Below are 21,780 nucleotides of genomic sequence, written 5' to 3' on the forward strand. Positions count from 1 at the left end.
CACACCGCGAAAGACTTTATTTATGGCCATCACCCGCGCTCTCCTCTCCGTCTCCGACAAAACCGGCTTGGCCGAATTTGCGAAGGAGCTCCACGAAATGGGAGTCGAACTCCTTTCCACTGGCGGAACCTCCGTGACTCTGCGGGAAGCCGGATTGCCAGTCATCGACGTCTCGGAATTCACCGGCGCGCCGGAGCTTTTCGACGGCCGTTTGAAAACCCTGCACCCGAAAGTCCACGGCGGCCTGCTCCAGCGCCGCGACGACGCCTCGCACATCGCACAGGCCAAGGAGAACAACATCCCGCCGATCGACCTGGTCGTGGTGAACCTCTATCCGTTCGAGGAAACCGTCGCCAAGCCGGACGTCACGCTGGAGGAAGCCATCGAGAAAATCGACATCGGCGGCCCCTCGATGTTGCGCAGCGCGGCGAAGAACCACGCGAGCGTCACCGTCATCGTCGATCCCGCCGACTACCCGCGGGTGATCGATGAAATGAAGGAAAACAAAGGCAATACGACCAAGGGTTTTCGCGAGCAGCTCGCGGTGAAAGTATTCCTCCGCACCTCGCAATACGACGCGGCCATCACCAACTACCTCGGCCAATGCCGGACCGGCACCTGCTGTAATTTCACCCTCAGCCTGCCGCTCGAACAGGAACTCCGCTATGGCGACAACCCGCACCAGAAGTGCGCGCTTTACGGCCATTTCAACGATTTCTTCACCCAAGTCCAAGGCAAGGAGCTCAGCTACACCAACGTCCTCGACATCGAGGCCGCGGCGGACCTGATTCTCGATTTCGTCCGCCCGACAGTGGCCATCCTCAAGCACACCAATCCGTGCGGGGTCGGCCAGGACGACGAGGACCTGCGAGCCGCCTGGCAGAAAGCTTTTGAAACCGACCGTCAGGCGCCGTTCGGCGGCGTCATCGTCTGCAACCGCCCGCTCACGCTGGAGCTGGCCCGCGTGATTTCCGAGATTTTCACCGATGTCATCATCGCCCCCGAGTTCGAGAGCGACGCGCGCGCGCTTCTGCAGAAAAAGAAAAACCTGCGCCTCATGAGAATGAACGAGGCCTACCGCGATGAGAAAAAGTCGCCGGTCATCCGCTCCTGCCCCGGTGGCATCATGGTCATGGACCGCGACCACACCGCGCTCGGCCTCGAAAACCTCGAATCCAAAGTCGTCACCAAACGCCCGCCGACCCAGGAGGAAATGCGCGCCATGCGCTTCGGCTGGCGGATCGTCAAACACGTGAAGTCGAACGCCATCGTTTACTCCAGCTCGGACCGCACGCTCGGCATCGGCGCCGGCCAAATGAGCCGCGTGGATTCCTCACGGATCGCGATTTGGAAAGCCAAGGAAGCCGGTCTCGATCTCAAGGGCAGCATCGTCGCCTCCGACGCGATGTTCCCGTTTGCCGACGGCCTGCAATCGGCCATCGACGCCGGGGCCACCGCCTGCATCCAGCCCGGCGGCTCGATGCGCGACGAGGAAGTCATCGCCGCCGCGGACGCCGCGGGCATGGCCATGGTCTTCACCGGCCACCGCCATTTCAGGCATTGATTTTGCGGCTCAGGAAGCGGCCGCCACATCGAAGCCCGCGGCTTTCGCGTCGCGCGGCTCGGCGTTGCGGAAGCTTTTCCAACAACTCGCGGGCAGGCGGGTGAGCACCACTAGCAGGCCTTGGGAAACGACGAATCCCAGCAGCCACGGAAACGCCTTGTCCATGAATCCGTAGGAATGAAGACCCACGCCGAGCATGTTCACGCCGAACCACGAGAAGGCGGTGATCGCGTTGCCGAAGATGGCCATGGCCATCAAGCCGCGCTGACGGATGAAGCCGCCCCAGCGGGCGTGAAGGATCAGGGCGCACCATAATACGATGAGCAGCGCGCCGTTTTCCTTGGGATCCCAGCCCCAGAAGCGGCCCCACGACTGGTCGGCCCAGATGCCGCCGAGCACGGTGCCGACGAAGCTGAAAAGAGTGGCGAAGCAGACCACGCCGTAAACCATGCGCGCCAGCTTCTGCGCCGTTTCACGCGTCAGCAGGCGGGTGAAGAAACCCAGCACCACGTAGGCGATGGCGAGAAATCCCGCGAGAAACATCGCGGAGTAGCCGGCGGTGATGACCACGACGTGGGTGGCCAGCCAGATGTTGCTATCAAGGACCGCCTGCATCATTTCCAACGTATCTCCGCTGGAACCGAGATGGTGCGCGATGATGAGGGTGATGAACCCGACCATGCCCGCGCAGGCCGCGCCGATGCCATCGCGGAAAATGCGCTCCAACACCAAGCCGATCAGGACCGCGCCCCAGCCGACGAAGATGGCAGAGGAGTAGAGATTGGTCACAGGTGGCCGCCCTTGCAGCCACATCCGCGAGAACATGCCGAACGAGTGGACCGCGAGCGCTAGCAGGAGCAACAGGAACGCCGTCTTGCGCAGGCCCTGCGGGCAAACGAGCCACGACGTGCAGGCCAGCAGGAATGCAGCGACATACAGCACCATGCTTTGATAGAACGGCTCCATGTGGTTGAAGCGCCATTCGTAAGCGGAGCGTCCGGCCAGAGCCGGTTGTTCGATGCCGAGCCAGCCCGCGTATTCGCTGGCGGCCCGCGCGAAGGCGGCGTGATCGCCCGCTCGGAACGCGTCGCCCAGATCGGCGAAGGCGGCGACGGAAGCGGGAATGGACTGCGGCGAATCCACCCGGATCAGGGCGGCGCCGATGGTGAGCCAATCGGCAGCCTGCCCGCCCGCGGACGGAACCACGGCGAGCATATAGGCGTTTTGGGATTGGGATTCGTAACGGGCGACCGATGTCTTGAGCAGCGCGAGTTGGTCCTTGTCCGCAGGCGGCGCGCCCGGCTTGAGCGAGGATGACGCGGTCGCAACGGCTTTGGCATAGGTGTTGATCTCGTCAGCGAAGCGGGTGGCTTTTTCCGGCTGCACGCTGCATCCGAGCCGCTGATAGAAAATCAGCGCGTTGCGCAGGTTGAAGATGGCCGTTTGGAAAGGAGTGCGCTGGGCGGCTTCCATCTCCGCGCTGATTTTCCCCTCCTCGTCGATTTTTTCCAGATAGGGGTGGAGCTCCTCGAAGGTGCAGTAGCGCTTGTCCGCCTGGGGCATGCCGAGCATTCCCAGAACCTCCTGATTGTGCACGGCGAACACCGGATACCGGTCCGCCACCGGGGCGTTGAAAAGCACGTCCGCCAGCCAGCGCGAGGCTTCCATTTTTTGGCCGTTTTCAAGACGCAGCGTCTGCTTGCCGCTCATGATGAGCAGGGAATTCCGGGCCACGGTGTCGAGCGGCTTGACGCGCCCGCCGACCAATACCGGCAGGCGGCTGAAGGTCCGGAGGTCGAAGTCATTCGACTTCGGCTTGGGCGTGACCCAGGACGACGCCAGCCACAGACCTGCCAGAACCAGAACGATGATAGGAAGAAAACGTTTCATTTGGAGGCGGCTGGCTTGATGCGCCGGGCGAACCCGGTGAGATGCAGGGTGAATTGGAAGATCAGCCCGATGGCCACGATCACGCAGGCGATGTAGGGTGCCTGATAGCTCGGGTTCCGGACCACTTGCAGGACCGTTCCGCTGTTGTCGGGCTCGAAGCCGGACTGATAGTAAGTGTCGCCGAGATAGCGCAGCGGGTGATTCATGTAGATCAGCACCTGGCGGCGCTCGTGGTTCACGTCGTCGGCGAGGTTGATCGTGCTGGAGAAATTCTTCGGGATCTGGGTGCCGGGATAGACCTCGTGGGTGAAGTCCTTCAGCGTCATGCTGTAAGGCTTGTAGTAGCGGGCCGGACGGAGCTGGATGCTCCACTGGCGGCCGTCCACCTCGAAATTCTGGGGCGCGGCCATGGCGTCGGAGACCAGCCAGGTGCCGAGCGAGGCTTCGCCTTTTTGCGGAATGATTTCCAGCACGGCGCTCATCACGTCGCGGTCGTTCATCTTGGTGGCGCGGGGAGCGGGTTTCACGGAAATCCGCGCGCCAGCTCCTTTGCTGGAGGCGGGAACCGAAGCTCCCGTGCCCTCGCCGGTCATTTTAAGTTCCGAGTTCCGGTAGAAACTCCGGACGACCATGCGGAATGGCAGCGACCCATCGGTGATGGAGCCGCCGTCCGCGAGGACATCCCCCGGCACGGCGGTGACCTGGTCAGTGTCCGGATCAGATAGATCGACCACCGCGAGCTCCATGCGCATGCTGTCTTCCGAGTAGTTTTTGGTTTCACCCTCCTTGAGGCGCATGTAACTGGAAACGGAGAACAAGTCGGTGGCGAGGCCGCCGGCGAGCATGATGATGAGGCCGAGATGGGTGAGCTGGATGCCGAACTTCTTCCACGTCCAGCTGAAGCGGCGGACGTGCGCGGCGATTAGATTCACCAGCAGCACCGCGCCGATCAGGTGGCCGCCGGGGAAAACCGGAATCCTGAAGCCGTCCGGAGAGCTCGACCACCAGATGAACCAGCTTTGGAAATACTCCTCCTGGATGAAAAAGAGCCCGTAACGCACCTGCGCCAATGTCCCGGCGAAGACCAGCACCAGCGCCGCCGAGAGACCGTAGAGCGTGAGACGCAACGAGGAGATCCCTTCCAAAAATCGATTGAGAACTCTCATCATTCGGGTTTGTTGAAACGCACGGACTCAAGGAAGGCCGTGAACTTTGCTTTCTCCGCGCCGACGAGCGCGTCCGGGCCGGTGAGTTTGAAAAACCAGGTGTCGGAACCGTGACGGGTCCATCCCGCGGCCAGGCGGTTCTGCGGGCCGGTGACGTCGATGAGCGAGATCGTCTTGGGACCGGCGGTTAGTTTGGAAACCAGCGCGGCCAGGCCGGCCGCATCCACCGCGGGCAGGCCGACTTGCTGGCGCCAGCGGTTGACGTTTTCAAGATCGCCGCCGACATCGCCGGGGAAATGGGTGATCGCCATTTCCGCCTTGGCGCCGTCCGCATCCGTGATGCCGAAGGTCGCATAACGCATCGAGCTGGTGGCGGGGACCAGCGTCCAGCCGACGGGAAGCTGCCAGCCGAGACTGCCGTCGCCAGGCGGGGCGGCGGCGGGTGGAACCGCGGCGGGTGCTGCCGGAGCGGGGGCGGTCTCGGCCGCGGGCTTCACGGATTGCATCCATTTGATGAAATTCTCCTTCTCGGCGGCCGTGAGGGCGGAGTTGCCGCGCATCTTGTAGAACCACGCGTCCGCGCCCTTGTTAGCAACCGCCCCCATCATGCCGCCGTCTTTCAATGCGTCCGCGCTGGGAGCAAGTCCTTCGATCTCCACCACCACCGCTTCGCCGACGGGCGTGACGACGGTTTTCGAAGTCTGCTTGAGAGTGGCCTCGTCGATGGCGGGCTGGGCGAGTTGGCCACGCCAGCGGTTGACATTGTCAAGGGTGCCGCCGGCCGCGCCGCGAAGGATCACGAGGGAAATATCAGTGACTGCGCCGCCTTCCCCTTCCACGAGATAGCTGGCCTGCCGCATGGAAGTGGCGGGCATTTTCTTCCAATGGGCCGGCGGAGCGTCCGTGACCTGAGGAGAACCACCGCCCGGGCGCGTGCCTGCCAGCTGATCGGCGGTTAGTCCCGCATGGGGATCGCCCGCCGGGCCGGAAGGCATGACACCGCCGGGCATCATGCCCGGAACACCGGCGTGGGGATCCGCCGACGTGGCGGACTGGGAGAGAACGGGCGGAGTTTCCTTGGCGACGCGGTAAACCTTGATCTCACGGTTCTGTTTGCAAGCGGCGGCGGACAGGACGAGCAATCCCAGGCAGAGGTTCGAGAATTTCATGGGCAATGAATGCTGACAGGAACGAAGCTTCACCGTGGAAATGAAAGCGTCAATTGATGAGCAAAAAAGGAGCGGAAAATCAGACGATTATTCCTCCTGGATCTGCCCGTTGTGGCACTCGGCGCAGTTGGGTTCGGTGTATTCCGAGTCCACGTGGAAGAACTCGAAGCCTTTCGAATTCACCTTTTCAAGTTCCTGGCCTGCGCCTTGGGCAACGATGAGGTGGCAGGCGTTGCAATCGCTGCCCTTGATCGAGTCGGAGCCGTTCGCCGCCATGTGCTTGCCATCGTGGCAGCGGAAGCAGCCGTTGGTATCCTTGTGGCCGATGAAATTCGGGTGGGCGCGCCAATCGGCTTTCATCTCGGGGAAGAAGTTGTTTTGATAGATCGCCAGCGTTTCCGTGATCAGCGCGTCCACGCGCTTGTCATCCGGATATTCGGCGAGCAGCGAAGCCGCGATCTTCTCGCGGGCCTCCTCGCGGGTGGCATAGGAAGCCGCCAGGGCCTTGACCACCTTGGCCTTGGCCCAGGGAATCGCCGGATCGATGCGACCCATCGCGATCGACTGGTCCACCGCGTCGTTCGGCGACGCGAAGTTGTGCGCGGGCCGGTTGTGGCAATCCATGCAGTCCATGCTGCGGATCGGGTGTTTCGAAATGTCATCCTTGAATTCCTCGGTGCGGTATTCGGTCACCTTGCCATTGGCATCGGTCACGCGCACCCAGGGAATGTTCAGGCGCAGGTCATCCAGCGCGATGAACTCGATCTTGTTGGAGACATTCATGTGGGAGTGGATGCCTTGGACCGGACCATGCACCGGATCGCTGCCACCCACCTTGAGGATCATCTGCACGGTGAACGGAGTGTTCGTCTCGTCGGCGAGGAAATGGCGGTAGGTCTTGTGGACATCGCCGAAATGCTTCTGCGACCAGTGGCAGGTCTGGCAGGTTTCCTGAGCGAGCCGCAGGTTCGGATTGAGGATCTGGATCGGCCGGTCGTAATCTCCGAGAATCTGGTGATAGAGCTGTTTCACCCCGTTGACCTTGGTGCGGATGTAGGCGGTGGTGCCAGGGCCGATGTGGCAGGCGACGCAATCCACCTGGGCGTGGGCGGAATGCTGGTAGGCCTTGTATTCCGGCTCCATCGGCGTATGACAGGTCTCGCCGCAGAACGAATTCGTCTCCATCAGGTGATAGGTCTCGTAGCTGCCGAACGCGGTCAGAAACAGGAACCCGAGGCTGCCACCAACGAAGGCGACCATCAGGCGGCGGTCCCGCTTGCGGGACAGGTCGATGTTCAGGACGAACGCGGATTGCTTGACGGGAAGTCCTTTGCGGATCCTGCGGGATTCCAGAATGTATCCCAACAGGATCAGAGCCAAGCCCATGAGCAAGAACATCGGCGCGACCACATACGCGAGAATGCCCATGTAGGGATTCGCGTGGGTGGCCATCAAGTCCACGGCGAACAGCAGGACGAACGCGAAAAATGCGGATATGGAGAGCACCATCCCGGCCAGACTGAGCCAGTTGCGCAAACGGTTGAGACGGCTGTCGGACGGGGAAGGCGGAGTTTCTTCGGTCATGATTTAGAGGGTGTGCGGTCTTTTACTGAGTTTAAAAAAGCGGAGTCCCGTGACCGGGACTCCGCTGCTGGAACCGTTCCGGCAGCGGATGACCGGCACCGGGTTGAGTGAATTTCTATTTCTTGAAAGCGCGGATGTAGGTGAGCAACTCCTTGGCTTCCGCATCGGACACCTTCGAGCCGTAGGCCTTCATTTTTTCCTTACCCTCCTTGGTCACGCCTTCCTTGATGGCCTTGAGACCTTCGGCATCACTGAACGAGGCCTGGACCTTGGCGTCCCGGTAATCCTGAGCGCCGGATTTCTTGCCCATCTTGGTGTCGCCGCTGCCGTCCTTGGCATGGCAGGAAGCGCAGTTCTTGGCGTAAAGCGCCGCGGCATCACCGAATGCGACGGGAGTTCCCAGCAACAGGGCGATCGAGAAGAGTGAGATTTGGAGTTTCATAGTGGTGTTGGTCATTTGGAATTTCAGGAAGCTTCAACAATGTTCTGGCAGATCAGAAGCGGACTTGCAAGCCCGTTGACACCATGTGCGCGTCAAAATCGTCGTAGCCGCCGCTTTGATCATTGTCGGTGGTGTTGCTGGTGATGAAGCCGTAGCGGAGGTTCCAGATCATGTTTTCATTGATCACGCGGGTCAGGGTTAGGGCGATCATGTGCTCCTCGGTCTCATAGCCGTATCCCATGGTCGGGTAGCCGTTGAAGCTCTGGCTGGCAACATAGTTGTGGGCCGAGAAGTAGGAGTAGGTCGCGGTCAACTCAGTGCGGGCGTCAATCGCGTAGCCGGCTGTCAAGCTGCCCACGAGGCTGTCGTTGTCGGAATCTCCGGTGTATTCCTCCGGAGTGTCGGTTTCCGAGCTAATCCAGCTGACAGTCCCTTGCACATACATCGATGCCATTGGGCTCCATGTCATGCTTTGACTGACGATGTGAGAGGCGACGTCGCCGCTTTCGATGATCGGGTAAATGATGGCAGGATCGATGTTGCTGCTGGCAGTCGTGTTCTTTGACCAGTTGATGCCCCGGTTTTCAAACTCCGTGTGGGCGTAGTCATAACGGGTAACCAGTGAGATATTGCTCATGGGGCGCCAGGTCATCCGCAGGTTCAGATCATCAATTTCGGAGTTGTGGTCCACCATGATGGGGCGGAAGTTGTTGGCTCCGCCGGGAGTCCATGTGTTGCCCGGGATACCCGTGGGAAACTGCTGGTTACCTTCGTCATGATCCAGGGACTGCTCCCTGTTCTCATGGAAACCCTGAACCGAGAAACTCAGGTTGCTGAGCGCATACCAGTTCGCTCCGATGGTGTATTTCTGCTCGTCGATTTCCACGTCAGTCGCGAGGAATTCCCCGTCAAGATCAGGGTCGGGAACCCCCACTCCTTCAACCGCGTATCGGTCGATCCGCCTGATATTCTCGTCCTCCTGCTCCCACTCGGCCTTCGCATAAAGCACGATGTTGTCGAGACCCGTATAGCGGATGTCGATGGCTTCGGCAAAGGCATCCATGTCGGTGTAGGATGCAAGCGACTCCAGCCCAAGCCATGACTGGTTGGTGTTGTAAGCGCGGAACTTGCTGATGACATCCGTATTCTCCTTTTCGTAGCGCAACGATGGAGTGACCGTCAGGTCCTGCACCGGCACCCACATGAAGTTGAGGTTGGTGATGAACTGGTCGGTGTTGCTGCCACCACTCATTTGGTCGTAGGCATAGTCACGCTTGGCTAAGCTTCCCGTATTGCCCCCCGGTATGGTTTGTTCCGGCAGCGCCCAATAGGCGCCATACTCGCGCGAACCACCGTCGATGTCGCTGTTCTGATTGCTGACGGATGCCGCAAAGGACAACCATGCCTTGTCATTGAACCGGGTGACACTGCTCACATGGCCGCCGAACATGTCCGACTTCACCTGCTCGGTGAGGGTGATATCGAGCAACTGGCCAGAAGTGCCTGACGCGGTTGGAGGAGCCGCGTTTGGCTTGGTGCCATAGCGGGGAGTGTAGCGCGAATTATCTTGGGAATAATGCTCATAAACGAGACCCATTCCAAGTTCCGTGTTGCCGATGGTGTAGTCGCCATCCAACTCGAAGATGTCGGTGCTTTCATCGATATCCCAGAGGGCAGGCAAGAACTTGAATGCCGGATTGCTGCCCGTAACGCCGCCCCAACTGTTATTGTTGAGGCTGTCGCCCCAGCATGTGGAATCCTTGTCGCCATTCCGGTAAAGGTGGCGGTATGAGAAGGTGATTTCCGGCAGGTCTTCCTTTCGCAACCCTGCTTCCAGGTAGATTTCGCCGCGGTCAATCGACCGCTCGTCATCAAATAGCCCCGAAGCATTGCTGGCGTCCATGTTGGCACCGTCGAGGTAACCCGGCGAGGCATCATACCAGGTGCGGAACTGTTTGAATCCGGCCTTGACGTAACCGAGATCGGCTTTTTGCAAGTCCATGTTGAACTCGTAGTCCTCCAATCCCGGCAGCGCGTGGCCATCGAGCGTCAGAGTGGTCGTGTCGTTGAGCTCCTTGGAGAATTGTGACTCGTCGATACCTCCGTAGAAATCGCCGTTGGTTCGGGTGCGGCGCATCATTCCGGCTTCATCGCCGCTGACGAAGGCGCCACCGATCGTGAAGGCAATCCAGTTTGAGGCGACCTCTTTCGTGGGTTCCTCGGCCGGCGCGGCTGCCGGGGAGGTCCCGGCTTGAGCAACAGTGATCGTGAACACGAGTGCCGGAGCGGCGAGCGCGAAACGGAACGAGCGCGGGGTTCTGGATTGTCCTAAGATTCTTGAGAAACTTGCAGGTTTCATATCCTGGGTGGTTTGGGGTTGATTTTGAAGATTAGAAGCGGAGTTCGACGTTGGTATTGGAGCCGTGGACGGCCTCATGACAGCCCGCGCTCCAGCAGGTGCCTTGGTTGTAGCGGCTGGTGGGTGCGGTGGATGGTGAAGCCCCATTGGGCGACACGACTGCTCCAGTCGGACCGTGGCTGCCGGAGGGCCCCATTTGTCCGGAGTTCACTTGACCGTTGGGGGCTGTGAATGGCGAGGTATGTGAATCGAAGTGGCACTTGAGGCACAGGGTGCCATTGCGCTGGGTGAGCATCTTCTGGTTCACCGATCCGTGCGGGTTGTGGCAGGTCGAGCAACCTTCCTTCACCGCATCGTGCGAGAAGATGAAATGCTGGGTTTGGGCCTTGTGGCACTCGGCGCAGGTTTCGTTATTGCCGTGGAGCTGTGTGCCTCCGCCTTTGACGGCATTACCCTTGTGCGGGTCATGGCAATCCGAGCAGGTCATCTTGCCGGCGAGCACGGGGTGGGCGTAGGGCAGGCTGAACTCGGCTTTTTTGTCGAGGTGGCACTGGAAGCAGGTTTCCGGGGATTTGTGGGGATTGACGATGGTGCCGTCCTCGCCGCCGGACTCCTTGTGCTTGCTGCCGGGTCCGTGGCAGGACTCGCAGCCCATATCGACGGCGTTCTTACCCTTGGCCTGGAGTTTGGCGTGATCCGCCGTTTTGAAGTCGCGGTTGATTTTCTCGTGGCACTCCGAGCAGGCCTCCGAGCCGATGAAGGAGGCCCCGGCGATGCTGGGCGGGGCCATCATCGTGCGGCCGGTGGTCCCGCAGGAAATCAGGATCAGCGCGGTGGAAGCCCCTCCTCCCGCGATCCACAACAGGTTTTTACGGAGGTTGCGAATCCAGCGGCTCAGAGCCGCAGGCCGGGTAAGTTTCCAGAGTGTCTTCATTGGGGTTGGTTTTTTGCGGGTAAATAGCACTATCAGATGGATGAATCGGATGGAACTGGGTAGCAGTAGTAAAAAATGCGGAGTGATATCAATGCCTAAAGGAGAATCATGCGGGCCGATGCTTGCTCCCGCGGCATCTTCGGGAAGGATTGTTGCAATGCATTCGGAAGGACCGCCTTCGAGGATGCTTGCTTGGGCTTCATGCTCATGGACGATGATGAGTCCAGCCATATCCGCTACGCATATCCTCTGATTAGCAGCTCGAATTCTCCTTAATTCCGGGCTCCGTCTCCAAGCCCGCCGGCTTTTTCTATCAATCCACAAGCGCGGCGGCCGGTCACGCCGAGCGGCGCGTCTCGGCCCGGTCCTGATGGAGGAAATGATTCCAGCTCTCGTCGGCGAGGCCGTTCTCGTGCATGCCGAAAAGCGGCCGCCAGCGCGGGGCGAACGGCTTGCTCTGCGGGTGCATGTTCGCCTCGTGCGGCAGCTTGTTGCCCTTGCGGGTGTTGCAGCGGAAACAGGAGGTGACGATGTTGTCCCAAGTGGTGCGCCCGCCTTTGTCGCGCGGCGTGACGTGGTCGAGGTTGAGCTGGGTTTCCGGCAAGACCTTGGTGCAATACTGACAGGTGAACTTGTCCCGCAGGAACACATTGCGGCGGGTGAATTTCACCTCCAGCCGCGGCAAGCGGTCGTAGAGGGAGAGCACGACGATTTTCGGCACGCGGATGGCGATCCTCGCGCCGTGGATCATTTCCTCGCTGGCATTTCCGACCGAGTAGGAAATCCACGACGAAAGATCATGGGAATTGAAGCGCTCCTCGCCCTCCACCTGCACCACTTGGGCATGGCCGATGCAGAGCAAATGCAGCGAGCGGCGGACGGAACAGGTGTGGATCGGTTGCCAGAACCGATTCAAGACGAGCACGGGATGTTCGAGTATGCCATTCATCAGCTTTCCCAATCAATCGTCGGCAAGCTAGCAAAGCCCGCTGCCCCGGCAACCCAAAAGGTTGCGAAATCCCCGGCGGAACCAAATTCCTTTGCTCATCAAACGGGCTGAAAGCACCGGCGGCGGCTTGGATAACAGCGAGCTCCGCAGTGCCCGCCGCTCCAATGCCGGTCCGCCAATATCCGATCGTGGCGGTTTCGTCACAATTTCCCTCTGTCCAGCCGATGCCCAGCCACGCAGAAAGACCGCAGTGAACGACCTCACCCCCTATTTCATGCTGCAAGTATGGCGGCCCAGGGCGCTTTGTGACAACTTTGTCACAAAGACCGCCTTGGGAAATCCGCGCCAAACCCATACCTAGCGTCCGTGTGTGACGAAATCCGCGCGATTTCGTCACACAAGCCACTAAAAACAAATGCAATCCATGAAATCAATCCAACGCACCCTGCTCGCCACCAGCCTACTTGGCAGTCTCGCCGCCCAAGCCGGCAGCGAAACCGCCGCCACCACCGAAGCTCCCGCCTCCCCAAGCACCGCCACCGGCCTCCTGGTCGGCAAATTCCCCGGCGACACTGCCTGGGACCGCACCTGGTCCGCCTTCACGCTCTATAAAGACGACAGCAACCCGATCCTCCAGGAATTCTCACTCCAAGGCCGCTTGCAGGTGCAGTCGATTTACGGCGAGTCGAACGACGACAGCTTCAACACCTCCGACTACAAAGACGCCGGCAACGACGAAAATGTCTGGGGCAACGACATCGAAGCCCGTCGCGCCCGCTTCGGATTCAAATCCAAGTGGTTCCAAAGCTGGAAGTTCGAAGGCCAGATCAACGTCGATAACGACGGCCAAGACAACTCAGGCGACAACACCTTCTACAAAGACATCTACGATCTCTTCGTCACCTACGCTCCTTCGGACGCCCTCAACATTTCCGCAGGCAAGACCAAGGTAAAGTTCAGCCGCGAACAGGAAATCTCCTCCAAGGAAATCCTCACCATGGAGCGCAGCCTGATTTCCAACACCCTCTTCCCCGGCGAACTCACCGGTGCTTGGGTCTCCGGAAAAGGCATCCAAGAACACTGGCTCTACGAACTCGGAATTTACGGCAGCGACCGCGTCCGCGAGTTCTCAAGCTTCGATCAGGGTGTCGTCGTGCTCGGAAAAATCGGTTACGACTACTCCGCCCAAGCCGGATTGGACACCGCTGTGGCCTCCATTCACTACATGCACAACAGCGAACCGGGATTCGCCGACCTCACGGACGAGGAATACAAACCGAGCACCTCCCCGAGTTTCACCGATTCCATCGCCCTGACCAACGACATCACCAGCGGGCGCTTCGGCCTGACCACCGAACTGCTCTACGGATTCGGCTTTGAAGGAGACGCCGAGCAAAACGGGAAATCCAAGCCCATTGACCAGTCGGACGTGCTCGCCCTGAGTATCATCCCGTCCTACTACATCGCTGAAGGCCTCCAATTGGTCGGTCGCCTGCAAGTGGCGACTTGCAGCGATCCGGACGACATTCAAGTGCCGTCCCGCTACGAGCGCTTGGCGGAGGGCGACCAAAAAGGCAACACCTACACCTCGGCCTACGTCGGCCTCAACTACTACCTTTACGGCCACAAGCTCAAGCTGATGAACGGCGTCGAATATTCCACCCTCGGCGGCGGCGACTACGACGGCTACACCTTCATGAGCGGCCTCCGTTTCTCGTTCTAAAAATTCTCATTGACCCAAATCACCAACACCAAAACCAGATGAAAATCATCAGCACGCTATTCGCCACCGCCGCCATGCTTTCCATGGCCTCCGCGCAGACCCTCAGCATCAAAGGCAGCGACACCCTCGGCGCCAAGCTCATCCCCCAGTTAGCCGAAGGCTTCAAGGCCGCCGGCAACAAGGGCGTGAAATTCGAGATCGCCGCCGAAGGCTCGACCACCGCCTTCCCGGCGCTGGCCAACGGGACCGCCCAGATCGGCATGTCCTCGCGCAAGATCAAGGACGACGAGCGCACCTTCTGCCGCACCAAGGGCGTTTACATCAAGGAGCACGGCATTTGCCACGACATGCTCGTCGTCATCGTGAACAAGAACTCCCCGCTCTCGAAGCTCACCAAGGACCAGGTCGCCAAGATCTTCACCGGTCAAATCAAGGACTGGTCGGAAATCGGCGGCGCTCCCGGCAAGATCTCGATCTACACCCGCAACACTTCCTCCGGAACCTACAAGGACTGGCAGAAGCTCGCCATGGGCGGCCGCGATTATCCGTCCAGTTCCTTGAAAATGGCCGGTAACGAGCAAATCGCCCAGGAAGTGGCGAAGAACAAGAACGGCATCGGCTACGTCGGCCTCGCCTACTCCAAGACCGCAGGCACCAAGACCCTCGTCATTGACGGCGTCGAGCCCGTCGCTCAAAACGCCAAGAAATACGTCTATGCCCGCCTTTGCTACCTCTACGCGCCGGACAAACCGACCGCCGAGGCTGAGGCCTTCATGAAATACGTCGAGTCTCCCGCCGGCCAAGACATCGTCCGCAAGGTCGGGTTCATCCCCGCCGGAGACCTGTGAAATTTGTGTAAGTTGTAGGTTGCTATGAAATGGGCGTCGCAGGCTCGCCTGCGGCGCTCATTTTCTTGTCTATTGCCCAAAGTCCAATTACCACGACGGCCGACAATCATGCCACAGGAAGACCGCCCACCAACTGAACCGCCCCACCGTTTCCAAAAACGGGGCTTCTCCGGCGAAAAGGCGATCAAGTTCTTCTTCGCGTCCAACGCCGGGCTGACCATCGTCATCCTCGCGCTCATCATCATTTTCCTGCTCAAGGAAGGGCTCGGGTTTTTCCCCGGTTACCAGCGGGAATTGCAGGTTTACCGCATCGCCGGCCTCGAATTCGTCGATCTCTCCCGGAAAAACCTGACGGCCCACGAGCAGCTCACCAGCGTGCTCAACCGCGCGTATTACGCCGAAATCAATGGCAAGTGCGCCAAAGAACTGCGCCGCTCGCAGGAAGCCAGCGCGCTTTTCAACGCCTACACCGACCAGACCGGCCCCACCCGCGACCTGGTCCTCAGCAACTCCCAGGCCGAGATCACTCCCAACCCGGAAATGCTCGCCGCCCTCAGGGCCAATTTCGACCAACAGAAACTCAAGGCCCTCGCCTCGCTGCCCGCCACCCCGCACCTCACGGTCGACGAGCGCCGCGGTTTGATCGAATCCATCCGCACCCGCGCCATCGATTCCACCGACGACCCCGCCCTCGTCACCGCGCTCGCCGAGGAATTCGCCGCCGCCCGCGAAAAACAGGCGGAGCCGCTGCAGGCCATGCGCGCCACCATCGACACCTTCGAGGCCGCCGGCTCGGACCTCAGCTCGCTGGTCTCGGAAATGACCGAATCCGTCACCGCCACCAAGGAAAAGATCCAGAACGCCGACATCCTCGAAAAGGACCGCAAGACCCTTCTGGCCGCCGCCGCCAGCGCCAAAGACCCCGCCGAACGCGAGAAACTCACCGCCGAGGCCCACGCCTCACTCGCCGACAAACCGGACGTCGAAGGCCCCATCCAAATCCTGCTGGAACGCCGCCCGGACTGCGTCAAAACCCACACCGCGCTCCAACAGGCAGCCGCCGGCATCGTCAGCCAACTCCCCGCAACCCTCTCCCAGCCCGAGGCCGCGCGCCTGCTCAAAGTCGCCCGCAACACCTGGCCCTTGTTCATCGCCGACCTCCAAAAAACCCCCGCGGAAATCAACGCCTGGAAACACGACGTCCCCGTCCCCTTCTCCACCGCGATCTCCTCTTTCCTCACCGGCAAGGACTGGGTCACCGGCGGCGAGTGGCAGGACTTCTACGGGATTCTACCGCTCGCTATCGGCTCGCTGATGATCTCCATCGTTGCCCTCGTCATCGCCATTCCCAGCGGCATCGGCGCGGCGGTTTACGTCAACCAATTCGCCTCCAGCCGCGAGCAGGCGCTCGTCAAGCCGGTCATCGAGTTCATCCAGGCCATCCCGTCGGTCGTCCTCGGCTTCATCGGCATCCTCGTTTTCGGCACGGTGCTGCGTGATCTCTCGATGCTGGATTCGCTGCAATGGATTCCCGGATTCCCCATCGAGGAGCGGCTCAATATCTTCACCGCCGGCTGCCTGCTCGCGCTGATGAGCATCCCCACCATTTTCTCGCTCGCCGAGGACGCGATCAACAACGTGCCCTCCGCCTACGCCGAAGCCTCCGAAGCCCTCGGCGCCTCGCGGGTCCAGACCACCTTCCGCGTGGTCATTCCCGCCGCGTTTTCCGGAATCCTCGCCGCCGTCCTGCTCGGCTTCGGCCGCGTGATCGGCGAAACCATGGTCGTCCTGCTCGTCGCCGGCAACCGGATCAAGATCCCGGATTTCACCAGCGGCCTCGGCGCCTTTTTCCAACCCGCCCACACCCTCACCGGCATCATCGCCCAAGAGCTCGGCGAGGTCCCGCTCGGCAGCGTCCACTACCGCGCGCTGTTCGTCGTCGGCATCCTGCTCTTCACCGTGGTTCTGGCGATCAACGCCACCGCGCATCGCTTCGTGAACAAGATGAAGCACTAACCTTCCCACTCCATGTTCGACCCGGAAAAACTGATCCGCAAAGGCCTCCCCAAAGGGCACTTCAAGGACCTCGTGGTCCGCTCCCTGCTCGGGGGGGCGACCTATTTCGTCGTCATCATCGCGGCCTTGTTGTTTGGAAAAATCATCATCGACGGGGCTCCCGTCCTGTTCAAGGCGGAGGCTCCGTTCGTCGATTTCGAATTCCTCACCGCGAAAAACCAGACGCTCCACGTCTTCGACGACGCCCAGGGCACCCGCCACCAGCTTCCCGCCTCGGAATACAGCGCCTACCTCGCCAAACACGAAGGCGTCCCGATCTATAACGAGCAAACCTACTCCTACTCCGGCGGCGGCATCGCCGGCCCCATCGCCGGCACCGCGCTGCTCACGCTCGGCTCGATGATCCTCGCGCTGTTCTTCGGCGTCAGCGCCGCCATTTACCTATCCGAATACGCCAAGCAAAGCCCGTTCATCCACGTGGTCCGCCTGGCGATTCTCAACCTCGCCGGCATCCCCTCCATCGTCTTCGGACTCTTCGGCTTCTCGGTTTTCGTGCTCGCCGTGCCGGTCATCACCGCGACGCCTTCCGATAGATCGTTGCTCACCATTCCGCTGTATTTCAATGATTGGTTCATGAGTTTCCAAGGCTGGAACTCGTCGCTCATGGCGGGCTGCGCCACCCTCGCCTGCATGATCCTGCCAGTCATCATCACCGCATCGGAAGAATCCCTGCGCGCCGTCCCCCAGGGATTCCGCGACGCCTCGCTGGCCATGGGAGCCACCCGCTGGCAGACCATCCGCAAATGCGTGCTGCCGTTTTCCCTGCCCGGCATCCTCACTTCCTCGCTGCTGGCCATCACCCGAGTCGCCGGGGAAACCGCGCCGATCATGTTCACCGCCGCCGTCGCCGCCAAGGACGACCTCCCCTGGCAGGGACTGAAAAGCCCGTTCGATGTCCTCTCCTCCCAAGTCCAGGCGCTGCCCTACCACATCTACACCCTCGCCGCCCGCATCCCGAGCTCGGAATACACCCAGCGCGCCCAATACGGCTCCGTCTTCGTCTTCCTCGTGCTTGTCGCCGTCCTCTCGCTCGGCTCTATGATCCTGCGCGCCAAGCTCCGGGCGAAACTCAAATGGTAAGCATGAACACCGCCATTCAAATCAAGAACCTGTCGTTTGCTTATCACAGCAAACAGGTCCTGCACGATGTCACCATGGACATCCCCGCCCGCCAAGTCACCGCCTTCATCGGCCCCTCCGGCTGCGGCAAATCCACCCTCCTCCGCTGCTTCAACCGCATCAACGACCGCATCCCCGGCGCCCATCTCACCGGCGGCTCCATCCTGATCCACGACATCGACATCAACCGCCGCGACATCGACCTCCAGGAACTCCGCCGCCGCATCGGCATGGTGTTCCAAAAGTATAACCCGTTCGCCAAGTCGATTTACGACAACGTCGCCTTCAGCCTGCGCGTCGCCGGCCCGACCAAGCGCGCCGAGCTCGATGACATCGTCGAGAACGCCCTGCGCAGCGCAGCGCTGTGGGACGAGGTGAAAGACCGCCTCCACGCCAGCGCCTTCGGCCTCTCCGGCGGCCAGCAGCAACGGCTTTGCATCGCCCGCGCCATCGCCAACCAGCCGGAAATCCTGCTGATGGACGAGCCCTGCGCCGCGCTCGATCCCCTCGCCACCCTGAAAATCGAGGAGCTGATTCGTGAGCTGAAAAGACAATACACCATCGTCATCGTCACCCATAACATGGCGCAGGCCACCCGCTGCTCCGACCAGACCGCCTTCATGTATCTGGGCAAGCTCGTCGAGTTCGGCCCCACCATGCAGATTTTCGAAAAACCGAAGGACCCCCAGACCGAGGCCTATATCACCGGAGCCTTCGGCTGATTTCCCACCCAGAGCCATGCACGACACCATGCATCACCCGCCGGCAAGCCTCCAAGAGGCAGGCACCTCCGTCGCCGTGCACGACCTTGATTTCTGTTACGGCGCGTCACGGGCGCTGACGGGCATCAAGCTGGAAATCCCGGCGAACAGCGTCACTGCCTTCATCGGGCCCTCCGGCTGCGGCAAGTCCACCTTGCTGCGCTGCATCAACCGGATGAACGACGAGATCCCCGCCGCCCGCATCACCCGCGGCGGCATCCAAATCAGCGGCATCGATATTTACGACCCCTCCGTGGACGTGGTAAAACTCCGCCGCGACGTCGGCATGGTGTTCCAGAAATCCAATCCCTTCCCGCGCAGCATCTACGAAAACGTCGCCTTCGGCCTGCGACTGCGGGGCGAGCGCGACAGGTCGGTGATCGACCACGCCGTCGAGAACGCCCTCCAGGCATCCGCCTTGTGGGACGAGGTCAAAGACCGCCTCCAGGAATCCGCCCTCGGCCTCTCCGGCGGACAACAGCAGCGCCTGTGCATCGCCCGCACCATCGCCGTGAAGCCCCAGGTCATCCTGATGGACGAGCCGTGCAGTGCCCTCGACCCCATTGCCACCGCCAAGGTCGAGGACCTCATCTGGGATCTGAAAAGCGACTACACCTTCGTCATCGTCACCCATAACATGCAGCAGGCCGCGCGCGTTTCGGATACCACCGCTTTCTTCTACATGGGCGAGCTGATCGAGTATTCCGACACCTCGAAAATGTTCAGCAACCCGAGCCTCAAAAAAACCGAGGAATACATCAGCGGCCGTTTCGGCTGATTCCATTTACAGACCACCCACCATACTTCCATGAGCAGCCAGCACATATTACGCGAATTCGACAAAGGGATGGAATCACTCAAGGCCGACGTCTTGTTGATGGCCAGCCTGACCCGGCAAAACCTCGAGCGCGCCATGCGCGCCTTGCTCGAACGCGACATCGACCTCGCCCGCTCCGTCATCGCCGACGACTCCGACGTCGATGACCTCGAGCGCAAGATCGACCAGGCAGGCATGGACATCCTCGTGCGCTTCCATCCGGTCGCCTCGGATCTCCGGCTGGTCATCACCTCGATGAAAATGGCCCACAACCTGGAGCGGATTTCCGACCACGCGGTCAACATCGCCAAGCGCGCCAAGAAAATCTGCAAGGCCGCCCCGCTGGAGGAAGCCGCCCTAACCGAGCCGCTCTACACGCTGGCCGACAAGCTCCTGCGCGACGCGTTGACCGCCTACACCGACGCGAACGCCGAACTCGGCGAAAGCCTCAAAGCCCGCGACAAGGAGCTCGACCGCCTCCACAAGCAAATGATCGCCTCGCTCAGCGGCCGCTTGGAAAGCTCCGCCGGCCGCTCGGAAAACCTGCTGCACCTCATCTTCGTCGCCCGCTCGATCGAACGCATCGGCGACCTCGCCGTCAACATCGGCGAAGACGCCGTCTTCCTCGGCGAGGCCCGCGACATCCGGCATGAACACCGGAAGCCTCCTGCCGACGGCAGCGAGGCGCAAAGCTGAGCCGACTTCTTGAAAATCCGCGGATGCGAGTGTAGGCTCCTCGCCGCGCATGAACACCGACCGGCTGATCGCGTATTTCTCCATGGAAATCGCGTTGGAACTGGAAATGCCCACCTACTGCGGCGGGCTCGGCATCCTCGCAGGCGACACCTTGCGCGCCGCCGCCGACAGCCAGCTGCCCGTGGCCGCCATTTCCCTGCTTCACCGCAAGGGCTATTTCTTCCAGCGGCTCGATGCCGACGGCTCGCAGACCGAGCAGTCCTGTGAATGGAAAATCGAGAATTTCCTCAAGGAACTCGCGCCCCGCGCCTCGGTCGTCATCAGCGGCCGCACGATCTATCTCCGGGCATGGCAATACGACGTCAAGGGCGCGAAAGGCGGCAGCGTGCCGGTCTATCTGCTCGATACCGACCTGCCGGAAAACTCGGAATGGGACCGCCGCATCACCGACCATCTCTACGGCGGAAACGAATGGTACCGGCTGTGCCAGGAAATCGTCATGGGCATCGGCGGCGTGCGGATGCTGCGGGAACTCGGCCACCGCAACCTCACCCGCTACCACATGAACGAAGGCCACGCCAGCCTGCTCGCCATGGAACTGCTAGACGAGGAGGCGCTCGCCGCGGGCCGGGAAACCTTCAACCATGACGACGTGGAGTCCGTCCGCAGGAAATGCGTCTTCACCACCCACACCGCCGTCCCCGCGGGCCACGACAGATTCCCGCTCGACATGGTCGCCGCCGCCCTCGGCCGCACCGAAGTGGGCGAGATGCGGGAAATTTTCTGCTGCGGCGGCGACCTGAACATGACCTACCTCGCGCTCAATCTCAGCCACTACATCAACGGCGTTGCCAAGAAACACACGGAGGTTTCCCAGCGCATGTTCGCCGGCTACAAAATCCACGACGTCACCAACGGCGTCCACGCCCCCACCTGGGTCGCACCCTCTTTCCAGCGGCTTTACGACCGCTACAGCCCCGGCTGGCGGGAGGACAATTTCAACCTGCGCCACGCGCTGAGCTTCCCCGCGGAGGAAGTCTGGGAAGCCCACGCCGAAGCCAAAGCCGCCCTTCTCGACCGGGTCAACCGCGAGACCAACGCCGGCATGGAGCCTAACATCCTCACCTTCGGCTTCGCCCGCCGCATCGCCGACTACAAACGGGCCGACCTGTTCCTGCACGACCTCGAACGGCTCAAATCCATCGCACGTCAAACCGGCCCGTTCCAAGTCGTGTTTGCCGGCAAGGCCCATCCCGGCGACGCCGTCGGCAGGGAAACCATCCGCAAAATCTTCCGGGCCATCGAAGCGCTCCAAGGACATGTCCGGATCGCCTATCTCACCAACTACGATTGGGAGTTAGCCCGCCTGATGACCGCGGGCGTGGACGTCTGGCTGAACACGCCGCTCCCGCCGCTGGAAGCATCCGGCACCAGCGGCATGAAGGCCGCCGTCAACGGCGTGCCCAGCCTCAGCATCCTCGACGGCTGGTGGATCGAAGGCTGCATCGAGGGCACCACCGGCTGGGCCATCGGCAGCTTGTCGCGATCGGCCGATCCGGCACAAACCACGCCGCTCGACGCCGCGTCGCTCTATGAAAAAATCGAGCGCGTCGTGATTCCGCTTTACTATAACGAACGAGACCGCTTTCTCGACATCATGCGCCACGCCATCGCCCTCAACGG

The 21,780-nt window shown here is 61.0% G+C and carries 17 protein-coding genes; 9 read left to right on the forward strand and 8 right to left on the reverse strand.

Annotation, left to right across the window (positions count from 1 at the left end):
* The first annotated feature begins 22 nt into the window (after positions 1-22).
* Positions 23-1,564 (forward strand): bifunctional phosphoribosylaminoimidazolecarboxamide formyltransferase/IMP cyclohydrolase, encoded by a 1,542-nt coding sequence (purH, locus tag AC4DF4_RS03280; RefSeq protein WP_490046683.1) that lies wholly within the window; start codon positions 23-25, stop codon positions 1,562-1,564.
* 9 nt (positions 1,565-1,573) lie between these two features.
* On the opposite strand, the gene AC4DF4_RS03285 is transcribed toward purH, so the two are convergent.
* The 8 genes from AC4DF4_RS03285 to AC4DF4_RS03320 form a co-directional block, all read right to left on the reverse strand.
* On the reverse strand, positions 1,574-3,454 hold the full coding sequence (locus AC4DF4_RS03285; protein WP_490046684.1) for a cytochrome c biogenesis protein: 1,881 nt from the start codon (positions 3,452-3,454) through the stop codon (positions 1,574-1,576).
* Positions 3,451-4,599 (reverse strand): cytochrome c biogenesis ResB family protein, encoded by a 1,149-nt coding sequence (locus AC4DF4_RS03290; RefSeq protein ID WP_490046685.1) that lies wholly within the window; start codon positions 4,597-4,599, stop codon positions 3,451-3,453. Before AC4DF4_RS03290 ends, AC4DF4_RS03285 begins: the two co-directional genes overlap by 4 nt.
* Positions 4,600-4,619: 20 nt before the next feature.
* Complete coding sequence (locus AC4DF4_RS03295; protein ID WP_490046686.1) at positions 4,620-5,789, reverse strand: hypothetical protein; 1,170 nt, start codon at positions 5,787-5,789, stop codon at positions 4,620-4,622.
* 87 nt (positions 5,790-5,876) lie between these two features.
* Entirely contained in the window at positions 5,877-7,373 is a 1,497-nt protein-coding gene (locus AC4DF4_RS03300; protein ID WP_490046687.1) for a NapC/NirT family cytochrome c, read from the reverse strand.
* 115 nt (positions 7,374-7,488) lie between these two features.
* Complete coding sequence (locus AC4DF4_RS03305) at positions 7,489-7,830, reverse strand: c-type cytochrome (RefSeq protein WP_490046688.1); 342 nt, start codon at positions 7,828-7,830, stop codon at positions 7,489-7,491.
* Between the two features lie 37 nt (positions 7,831-7,867).
* On the reverse strand, positions 7,868-10,090 hold the full coding sequence (locus tag AC4DF4_RS03310) for a hypothetical protein (RefSeq protein WP_490046689.1): 2,223 nt from the start codon (positions 10,088-10,090) through the stop codon (positions 7,868-7,870).
* 115 nt (positions 10,091-10,205) lie between these two features.
* Complete coding sequence (locus tag AC4DF4_RS03315; RefSeq protein ID WP_490046690.1) at positions 10,206-11,108, reverse strand: cytochrome c3 family protein; 903 nt, start codon at positions 11,106-11,108, stop codon at positions 10,206-10,208.
* A 337-nt stretch (positions 11,109-11,445) separates the two neighbouring features.
* Complete coding sequence (locus AC4DF4_RS03320) at positions 11,446-12,057, reverse strand: HNH endonuclease (RefSeq protein WP_490046691.1); 612 nt, start codon at positions 12,055-12,057, stop codon at positions 11,446-11,448.
* A gap of 424 nt (positions 12,058-12,481) precedes the next feature.
* On the opposite strand from AC4DF4_RS03320, the gene AC4DF4_RS03325 reads away from it, so the two are divergent.
* The 8 genes from AC4DF4_RS03325 to glgP form a co-directional block, all read left to right on the forward strand.
* Positions 12,482-13,780: a porin gene (locus AC4DF4_RS03325; RefSeq protein WP_490046692.1), complete on the forward strand. Its 1,299-nt coding sequence runs from the start codon at positions 12,482-12,484 to the stop codon at positions 13,778-13,780.
* A gap of 38 nt (positions 13,781-13,818) precedes the next feature.
* The gene (locus AC4DF4_RS03330) at positions 13,819-14,628 is read left to right on the forward strand and encodes a phosphate ABC transporter substrate-binding protein (protein WP_490046693.1); all 810 of its coding nucleotides are present in this window, start codon (positions 13,819-13,821) and stop codon (positions 14,626-14,628) included.
* Between the two features lie 108 nt (positions 14,629-14,736).
* A complete protein-coding gene (pstC, locus tag AC4DF4_RS03335) occupies positions 14,737-16,644 on the forward strand; it encodes a phosphate ABC transporter permease subunit PstC (protein WP_490046694.1) in 1,908 nt (635 codons plus the stop codon).
* A gap of 12 nt (positions 16,645-16,656) precedes the next feature.
* Positions 16,657-17,784: a PstA family ABC transporter permease gene (locus AC4DF4_RS03340; protein WP_490046695.1), complete on the forward strand. Its 1,128-nt coding sequence runs from the start codon at positions 16,657-16,659 to the stop codon at positions 17,782-17,784.
* Between the two features lie 2 nt (positions 17,785-17,786).
* A complete protein-coding gene (pstB, locus tag AC4DF4_RS03345; protein WP_490046696.1) occupies positions 17,787-18,545 on the forward strand; it encodes a phosphate ABC transporter ATP-binding protein PstB in 759 nt (252 codons plus the stop codon).
* A gap of 16 nt (positions 18,546-18,561) precedes the next feature.
* Positions 18,562-19,362 carry a phosphate ABC transporter ATP-binding protein PstB gene (pstB, locus tag AC4DF4_RS03350; protein ID WP_490046697.1) on the forward strand — a complete coding sequence of 267 codons (801 nt, stop codon included), beginning with the start codon at positions 18,562-18,564 and terminating at the stop codon, positions 19,360-19,362.
* Between the two features lie 30 nt (positions 19,363-19,392).
* Entirely contained in the window at positions 19,393-20,097 is a 705-nt protein-coding gene (phoU, locus tag AC4DF4_RS03355) for a phosphate signaling complex protein PhoU (RefSeq protein WP_490046698.1), read from the forward strand.
* A 49-nt stretch (positions 20,098-20,146) separates the two neighbouring features.
* The coding region (gene glgP, locus AC4DF4_RS03360; protein WP_490046699.1) for an alpha-glucan family phosphorylase at positions 20,147-21,780 on the forward strand (1,634 nt) is incomplete at its 3' end.

It is taken from the genome of Luteolibacter sp., assembly GCF_058122085.1.

Coding starts and splice junctions, on each gene's coding strand:
- purH (WP_490046683.1), top strand. CDS start 23: ATGGCCATCACCCGCGCTCTCCTCTCCGTCTCCGACAAAACCGGCTTG.
- AC4DF4_RS03285 (WP_490046684.1), bottom strand. CDS start 3,454: ATGAAACGTTTTCTTCCTATCATCGTTCTGGTTCTGGCAGGTCTGTGG.
- AC4DF4_RS03295 (WP_490046686.1), bottom strand. CDS start 5,789: ATGAAATTCTCGAACCTCTGCCTGGGATTGCTCGTCCTGTCCGCCGCC.
- AC4DF4_RS03300 (WP_490046687.1), bottom strand. CDS start 7,373: ATGACCGAAGAAACTCCGCCTTCCCCGTCCGACAGCCGTCTCAACCGT.
- AC4DF4_RS03305 (WP_490046688.1), bottom strand. CDS start 7,830: ATGACCAACACCACTATGAAACTCCAAATCTCACTCTTCTCGATCGCC.
- AC4DF4_RS03315 (WP_490046690.1), bottom strand. CDS start 11,108: ATGAAGACACTCTGGAAACTTACCCGGCCTGCGGCTCTGAGCCGCTGG.
- AC4DF4_RS03320 (WP_490046691.1), bottom strand. CDS start 12,057: ATGAATGGCATACTCGAACATCCCGTGCTCGTCTTGAATCGGTTCTGG.
- AC4DF4_RS03325 (WP_490046692.1), top strand. CDS start 12,482: ATGAAATCAATCCAACGCACCCTGCTCGCCACCAGCCTACTTGGCAGT.
- AC4DF4_RS03330 (WP_490046693.1), top strand. CDS start 13,819: ATGAAAATCATCAGCACGCTATTCGCCACCGCCGCCATGCTTTCCATG.
- pstC (WP_490046694.1), top strand. CDS start 14,737: ATGCCACAGGAAGACCGCCCACCAACTGAACCGCCCCACCGTTTCCAA.
- AC4DF4_RS03340 (WP_490046695.1), top strand. CDS start 16,657: ATGTTCGACCCGGAAAAACTGATCCGCAAAGGCCTCCCCAAAGGGCAC.
- pstB (WP_490046696.1), top strand. CDS start 17,787: ATGAACACCGCCATTCAAATCAAGAACCTGTCGTTTGCTTATCACAGC.
- pstB (WP_490046697.1), top strand. CDS start 18,562: ATGCACGACACCATGCATCACCCGCCGGCAAGCCTCCAAGAGGCAGGC.
- phoU (WP_490046698.1), top strand. CDS start 19,393: ATGAGCAGCCAGCACATATTACGCGAATTCGACAAAGGGATGGAATCA.